Consider the following 7449-nt stretch of genomic DNA (forward strand, 5'->3'; position numbering starts at 1 on the left):
GGAGCCTTGGCGTAGTTGCCGGCGGACCAGTGCGCGTAGTGAGTCGTGGTCGAGGGCGCCCTGGTCGGTGAAGGGGGTCACCACCGGGGCGATGGACCCACGGATCGACGCGGGGTCCGATCGGAATCTCATGCCGGACTCACTCCTCCTTCCACTCCTCGTATTCGCGGCGGCGGCGCGGGCCGAGCGGGTAGAGACCGTCGATCGAGGCGCCGCCGTCCACCTGCTGGTAAATGAAACGTTCCTCGCGTTCCTGGGCGGCGGCCTCCTGGGCGATCTCCGCGACCAGGGCGGGCGGGATGACGACCACGCCTTCGGCGTCGCCCACGAGTACGTCTCCGGGCATGACCAGCACGCCGCCGCAGGCCACCGGGACCTGTGACTCCAGTGGAACGTGCCGCCGCCCGAGCACGGAAGCGTGCGCGACCGCGTAGTAGGCGGGCATGTCCAGCTTGCCGAACGAGGGGCTGTCCCGCAGGCCGCCGTCGGTGACCACGCCGGCCGCGCCCCTGCGCAGCGCGCGCAGGGCGAGGATGTCGCCGAGCGTGCCCGCGCCATGGTCGCCCCGTGCCTCGATCACCAGCACCTCACCAGGCCGGATCTCCTCGATCGTGCGCTTCTGGGCGTTCATGCCCCCGCCGATCTTCTCGAACACGTCCTCGCGCAGCGGGACGTACCGCAGCGTGCGCGCCACGCCGACCATGCGCAGGTCCGGCCGAGCCGGGCGGACGCCTTCGATGAAGTGATGGTCGATGCCGTGCCCACGCAGTCGGGCCGACAGCGTCGCGGTGGACACCGACCGCAGGGTGGCGGCCACGTCGTCGGGCAGCACCGGCGGCGGCGGGACGCTCCCGTACGCCAGGGCCCGGGTCTTCTCGTCCACCTGTGGCTGCGCCCCGTACGGCGGGATCGGGACCTCCTCGGCGACGATCTTGTTGCTCAGCCGGCCCGCGTTCTCCAGCTCGACCTCCACCACGTCGCCCGGCTGGACGACGGTCGAGCCCGCCGGGGTGCCGGCCAGGATGATGTCACCCGGCTCCAGCGTCATCATCCGCGACAGGTCGGCGATCAGCAGGTCGAACGGGTAGAGCAGCTCGTCGGTGCCGGCCTCCTGGGCGATCTTCCCGTTGACGTACGTGCGGAGCAGCAGGTTCTCGGGGTCGGCGTCGGCGGCCCACACGATCGCGGGGCCCACCGGGGTGAAGCCGTCCTGGCCCTTGGCCCGCAGGTTGGAGCCCCCGTCGGTGTGCTTGAAGTCATAGACGCCGAAATCGTTGGCCGCGGCGTAGCCCAGTACGTGACCGAGCGCCTTCTCCCGGGACACCCGGTGCGCGCGCGTTCCGATGATGATGGCGATCTCGCCCTCGAAGGCCAGCAGTTCGCATCCGGCGGGCCGTACGACCGGGCGGCCGGACCACGACAGCGACGACGGCGGCTTGAGGAAGTAGGTGGGGTGGGGAGCCGGGAGGCGTCCCCGCTCGGCCGCGCGGCTGCGGTAGTTCAGGTGGACCGCGATGATTTTGGCTGGTGAGAGGCCCAGCGGGTGTTCCATCCCATCCCTTTCGGATCATATAGGACATCGTTGATGATACTTCGTGGGCCCTGGTCGGGCTATAGACAAAAATATCTGACTTCATACATGATTTCAGCTATGGGTCGGTGCGCGCCTCATGGGGAAGGGTCGCTCTTCGACTTCGAGGGCGGCGCGCCCTCGGGGGTGCTCCTCCTGCCAAGGCGATCCCCCGGATGCGGCGTGCCGCCCCGACGCGCCCCTTCGGTGTGGGGCGCGCGGGCTGCGGGAACTCGGCGGGGAGGAGTTTCCCGAAGTCATCCCCGGGGGTGCGGACTCCAAGGCCACCCCCGGGGAACGCGGTCGCGGGCGGTCCCCTCCGGCCACGGGCCGGTGGGAGGGCGGTGACGGTCGGGGATGACTGCGGCGAGAAGGAGGCTGGCGGATGACCGATTTGCTGGTCGGCGGCGAGTGGGCGGCGGCATCGGGCGGAGCGCGGTTCCAGACCGTGAACCCCGCCGACGGCACGGTGATCACTAAGTGCGCCGAGGCGGCGCCCGCCGACATCGACCGGGCGGTGGCCGCGGCCAGAGCGGCGCTGCGCGATCCGGCATGGGCCGACCTCCCGGCCGCGCGCCGGGCGCGATTACTGTGGAAGGTCGCCGACCTGGTCGAAGAGCACGCGGACGAGCTGGCCGAACTGGAGACCCGGGACAACGGGCAGCCGCTCGGCGTGGCCAAGGACATCACGGTCGCCGGCACGGCCGAGCACTTCCGCTACTTCGCCGGCTGGTGCACCAAGATCCAGGGGGACGTGATCCCGGTCTCCTACCCGGACACCCTGCACTACACGAGACGCGAACCGGTCGGCGTGTGCGCGCTGATCACCCCGTGGAACTTCCCGATGATGATCGCCGCCTGGAAGCTCGCCCCCGCGCTGGCCTGCGGCAACACGGTGATCATCAAGCCCGCCGAACAGACGCCGCTGAGCACCGTGCGGCTGGTGGAGCTGATGGAACGTGCCGGGTTCCCGCCCGGCGTGGTCAACCTGCTGACCGGCGGCCCCGCGGTCGGGGCCGGGCTCGCCGTGCACGAGGGCGTGGACAAGGTGTCCTTCACCGGCTCCACCCGGGTCGGCCGTTCCCTCGTCTACGCCGGCGCGGGCAACATGAAGCGGCTCACCCTGGAACTGGGCGGCAAGGCCCCCAGCATCATCGCGGCCGACGCCGACATCGACGCCGCCGTGGCCGGCAACGTCATGGGCGCGCTGTTCAACAGCGGCCAGGTCTGCGCCGCGTACGCCCGCTTCTACGTCGATCGCAAGCGCGCCGACGAGTTCACCGCCAAGATGGCCGCCGCCGCGTCCCGGCTGCGTCTCGGCTCGGGGCTGGACCCAGAGTCCCAGCTCGGGCCGCTGATCACCGAGGAGCACCTGAACCGGGTGGACTCCTACGTGCGCGGTGCCCGCGCCGAGGGCGCCGAACTGGTGACCGGCGGGCAGCGCGCCGACGGACCGCTGGCCGGCGGGTACTTCTACGAGCCGACCGTCCTGGCGGGTGTGGGCGACGAAATGACGGTTGCGAAAGAAGAAGTCTTCGGTCCGGTCATCCCCGTGATCGCCTACGATGACCCAGAGGAGATAGTGGCGCGCGCCAACGCGTCGGAGTACGGCCTGGCCGCGTCGATCTGGACCAACGACCTGTCCACCGCGCACAAGCTGGCCGCAAGGATCCGGGCCGGCGCCGTATTCATCAACATGGGTCATGTACCCGACGCCGCGACGACCTGGGGCGGTTTCAAGGCCAGCGGCTGGGGGCGGGAGATGGGGCCCTACGCCATAGACGCCTACACAGAGATCAAAGGCGTCTGGACACACCTTGGAGGGGTGTGATGGGAGAGCTCGTCCTCGCAGCGAAGATCACGCACGTACCGTCGATCTGGCTGTCGCTCCAGCCCGGCAAGCACTTCGGCATCCGCCGTCCGGCCGAACTCGCGCTCAGCGAGGTCGGCCGCAGAGCCAGGGAGCGCGGCGCCGACACCTTCCTGATCGCCGACACCCACTGGATGAACAGCATCGGCTTCCACCTCAACGGCAAGGAGCGGCACAGCGGCTCCTACGCCAGCCATGAGCTGCCGCACTTCATCCACGACCTCGAATACGACTACCCGGGCAACCCGGAGCTGGCCGAGCTGGCCAGACAGGAGATCGTCGCGGGCGGCCAGAAAGGGCTCGTGCACACCTATCGTGACCTCGGGCTGGAGTACGCGACCCTCGTGCCGATGTACTTCATGAACCCCGACTCCAACATCAGGGTGCTGCCGATCGGCTGCAACGTCTACTCCTCGATCGAGGAGAACCGCCGGATCGGCGAGGCCCTGATGCGGGCCATCCGGCACAGCGACAACAAGGTGGCCTTCCTGGCCAGCGGCTCGCTGTCGCACGCGTTCCCGGACAACGAGGTCGCCGAGTCGCTGCTGAACGACGTGAGCAGCGAGATCAACCGCAAGGTGGACATGGCGGTGCTCGACATGTGGACGACCGGCCGGGCGGCCGAGTTCATCGACATGCTGCCCGACTACAACCGGCGCTGCTCGGGCGAGGGCGCGATGGCCGACACGGCCATGCTCTTCGGCATGCTGGGCTGGCGCGACTACAAGGGCAGCGGCGAACAGCTCTGCCCCTACTTCGGCTCGACCGGGACCGGGCAGGTGGTCGTCGACTTCCCTGTGCCCGGGCACGATACGATGTCGAGTCGATAAGAAATCATATGTGAAATAACACAGGAGTACCTGGGGATGGCTGAGCGGCCGGTGTTGTCGTACAGAAGGTTCGAGCCGGGCCCGTCCGGCGACGGGCGCGTCACGGTCCTGCTGCACGGGTTCTGCTCGGACGGAGACGCCGACTGGGTGCGCCCGGGCACGGCCGCGGCGCTGGCCGCGGCCGGGCACACGGTGATCGTGCCCGACCTGCGCGGCCACGGGGCCAGCCCGGCCCCGGCGGCGGTCGCCGCGGCGCACGCCGACGCGCTGGCCCGTGACGTGCTCGCGGTGCTCGACCAGGCCGGGGCCCGGGAGTTCGACATCGTCGGATACTCGCTGGGCGCGCGGCTGGCCTGGGAGGTCGTCCGGCAGGCCCCCGAGCGCGCGGGCCGGGCGGTGCTCGGCGGGCTCAGCCCGGCCGAGCCGTTCACCGCGGTGGACGTCGCGGCGCTGCACCGCGCGGTGCGCTCCGGCGAGCAGCCGGCCGACCCGCTCACCGGGATGATCGCCGGAATGCTCGCCGGCGCCGGCGAGCGGGCCGCGGGCCTCGCCCTGGTGGTGGAGGGACTGCGCGAGACGCCGTTCGACCCGGCGACGTGGGCGGGCCGCACACCGCCCGTGCTGATCGCCGGGCGCGACGACATGATGGTCAAGGGAATCGAGCGTATCGTCGAATCGACCGCGGGCGCGCAGCTCGTCACGGTCCCTGGAGGACACATCGAGGCCCTGACGGGAGCCGACTTCCGCGAGGCCGTCGTGAAGGTGCTCCAGAGATGAGCGAGGGGGGACGTGTGAGCACCACCAAGAGATCGGCCCCAGCCGCGAAGCAGGCCAGGGCCAAGGGATCAAAGGCCGAGCTCAGCTACTCGCTGCTGCGCTCGCGCATTCTGGACGGCACGTACGGTCCCGGGTACCGGCTGGTCATCGACCAGCTGGCCAGGGAGACCGGCGTGAGCACCATCCCGCTGCGCGAGGCCGTGCGCAGGTTGCAGTCCGACGGGCTGGTCGAGGTCATCCGCAACATCGGCGCGCGGGTGGCCGCCTTCGACGCGGTCCAGGTCGAGCACACGCTCAACGTGCTGGCCCGGCTGGAGGGATACGCGACCGCGATCTCAGCGCCGCTGATGACCGCCGGGCAGATCCGCGAGTCGCGCGAGATCAACACCCGGATGTTCGAGGCGCTGGAGGAGTTCGACCCGGCCTCCTTCACCGCGCTCAACCGGGAGTTCCACTTCTCGATCTACCGGCACTGCCCGGACGACCACCTCAACGCGCTGCTGGAGTCGGAGTGGGCGCGGCTCGACCACATGCGCCGGTCCACCTTCACGTACGTGCCGGGGCGCGCCCGCCGTTCCGTCGAGGAACACGACCACCTGCTCGAACTCATCGAGACCCGCGCGGCGGCGGCCGAGGTGGAGGAGGCGGCCCGGATGCACAAGGTCGCCACGGCGGCGGCCCTGCACAGCGCCCACGTGGGCAGCCCGCGCTGACCGTCGGGTGCGGGCCCTCATGGGCCCGCACCTTCGCTATCTCAGGCGGGCGAACCAGGTGGCGATCGACCGCTTGTAGCCGTCGGGCATCGGCAGACCGGGCACCTCGTCCTCGGTGAACAGGCCCGCCTCCTTGTGCTCGTGGCTGATCACGGGTGGCGCGTCGGTGTCCACGGTGGCGCCGTAGGTCACGATGAAAACGTCGGCGCCGTCGCGGATGTGGTACAGCCAGGAGTCCAGGATCGGCCCCGCCACGGCGTCCCAGCCGACCTCTTCCCTGATCTCCTGGACCAGCCGATCCGGCGGGTCCTCGCCCAGCTCCAGCCGTCCGCCGGGCAGCTCCCATTCGTCCCGTTCGTTGCGCAACAACAGCACGCGACCGTCGCGAACGACCACGCCCTTGATCGACACCGGAAACCTGTACGACGGGTGGCTCATTCTGTTGACCGGATTCTCGCGGCGACACGTGCCTGAAACCTAACAGCGGAACGGGTCATTTGATCCGGCGCAGGTTCACCACCACCCATCCGCCGCCGCGCGCGTAAGCGAACAGCCCCTGGTAGCGGTAGTCGAGCACCGCCAAGGGCATTGAGATCGATTCGCGCTTGAGCCTGCTTCCCGTCCTGGGCTCGACCTTGGTCGCCCGAAGACCGAGATCCCCCGCCCGCCCGGTGGACAGGTCGTACAGCACCTGTCCCCGCAGCAGGCCCTTCTCGCCCGTCTGCAGCAGCGTGACGAAACGGTCGAGTTCCACCCCGTTGGAGTCGATCAGGCCGGGCAGGGGGCGTCCTGTGCCGTCGTCGCGGCGGAACGCCGAGCGGTCCCGCACGCACCAGGTGGCGGTGCAGAAGGATCCCTTCGGGGCGGTCGCTCGCCCGAGCCGGCGCTGGGTTTCGAGGTTGACCAGGGTGCTGAAGGCCACGATGGTGTTCCGCTTGAGAGCGTCGGGGCGCGGGACGCCCGCCCAGGGCCAGTCGAGCAGGGTGTAGTGCGCCAACGCGCCCGGTACCGGCTTCGGGCGTCCGCCGGTGAGCGGTACCTCGTAGACGCCGGAACCGCCCCACGGCGACCACACGGCCTTGTCGCCGACGATCTCCATGTCGATGCCGCCGTAGCGCGGAACGGTCCCGAACGTGGCGACCTTCCGCTGTGCGCCTCCGGTGGCCGGGGCGGTCCAGATGTCGACCACGGGCTTGCTCTGCACCTTGCGGGCCGTCCACCAGGCCAGCCTGCCGCCGCCCGCCGAGATCACACCGGCGGTGACGGTCGTGCCCTTGGGCGGGGTGACGGCGACGAGCCGCCTGGCGGTACGCGAGCCGAGGTCGTAGGCCCACACGCCGTCCATTCTGTCGGCGTGGCCGTCCTTGAGGGTCCTGGCCAGGATCGTCCGATCGTCCAGGAACGCCTCGGGCCGGAACGGCCTGCCGTTGGGCAGGGTGGCGGGGAGGCTGTGCACGGCGTTCGGCCACACCTTCTCGATCGCCGGAAAGACCTTGTCCGGCGCCCGGGGCGGGCTCTTGGTCACGGTGGGCGTCGGGCGCTCGGCGCACCTTTTCCACCTCACCGTGTCCGGCCTGAGCCCGCGAGGGGCCGGAGTCAGGTGAGGAGTTGGCCGCCGTCTACCTGGATGGTGGCGCCGGTGATGTGGCCGGCGGCGGGGGAGGCGAGGAAGACGACGAGGCTGTCTCT

General features: G+C 70.2%; 7 protein-coding genes. 4 read left to right on the forward strand and 3 right to left on the reverse strand.

Going from position 1 to position 7449, the window contains the following annotated elements:
• Positions 1-139 precede the first annotated feature (139 nt).
• Positions 140-1552, reverse strand: coding sequence for a fumarylacetoacetate hydrolase family protein (locus C1I98_RS31975; RefSeq protein WP_111171091.1), 1413 nt, complete (start codon positions 1550-1552; stop codon positions 140-142).
• Positions 1553-1955: 403 nt separating this feature from the next.
• Here C1I98_RS31975 and C1I98_RS31980 point away from each other — a divergent pair, with 403 nt between their 5' ends.
• Genes C1I98_RS31980 through C1I98_RS31995 form a run of 4 tightly spaced genes read left to right on the forward strand, consistent with a single transcriptional unit; the run spans position 1956 to position 5760 of the window.
• A complete protein-coding gene (locus C1I98_RS31980; RefSeq protein WP_111171092.1) occupies positions 1956-3401 on the forward strand; it encodes an aldehyde dehydrogenase family protein in 1446 nt (481 codons plus the stop codon).
• Complete coding sequence (gene hpaD, locus C1I98_RS31985) at positions 3401-4270, forward strand: 3,4-dihydroxyphenylacetate 2,3-dioxygenase (RefSeq protein WP_111171093.1); 870 nt, start codon at positions 3401-3403, stop codon at positions 4268-4270. Before C1I98_RS31980 ends, hpaD begins: the two co-directional genes overlap by 1 nt.
• Positions 4271-4306: 36 nt before the next feature.
• A complete protein-coding gene (locus tag C1I98_RS31990) occupies positions 4307-5047 on the forward strand; it encodes an alpha/beta fold hydrolase (RefSeq protein WP_111171094.1) in 741 nt (246 codons plus the stop codon).
• Between the two features lie 14 nt (positions 5048-5061).
• Positions 5062-5760: a GntR family transcriptional regulator gene (locus C1I98_RS31995; RefSeq protein ID WP_233508363.1), complete on the forward strand. Its 699-nt coding sequence runs from the start codon at positions 5062-5064 to the stop codon at positions 5758-5760.
• A gap of 36 nt (positions 5761-5796) precedes the next feature.
• Here C1I98_RS31995 and C1I98_RS32000 read toward each other — a convergent pair whose 3' ends face one another.
• Positions 5797-6198: an NUDIX hydrolase gene (locus tag C1I98_RS32000; protein ID WP_111171096.1), complete on the reverse strand. Its 402-nt coding sequence runs from the start codon at positions 6196-6198 to the stop codon at positions 5797-5799.
• Between the two features lie 55 nt (positions 6199-6253).
• Complete coding sequence (locus tag C1I98_RS32005; protein ID WP_111171097.1) at positions 6254-7285, reverse strand: TolB-like translocation protein; 1032 nt, start codon at positions 7283-7285, stop codon at positions 6254-6256.
• Between the last annotated feature and the right edge of the window lie 164 nt (positions 7286-7449).

Origin of the sequence: Spongiactinospora gelatinilytica, from assembly GCF_003236385.1 — a bacterium.
Classification (GTDB): Bacteria; Actinomycetota; Actinomycetes; order Streptosporangiales; family Streptosporangiaceae; genus Spongiactinospora; species Spongiactinospora gelatinilytica.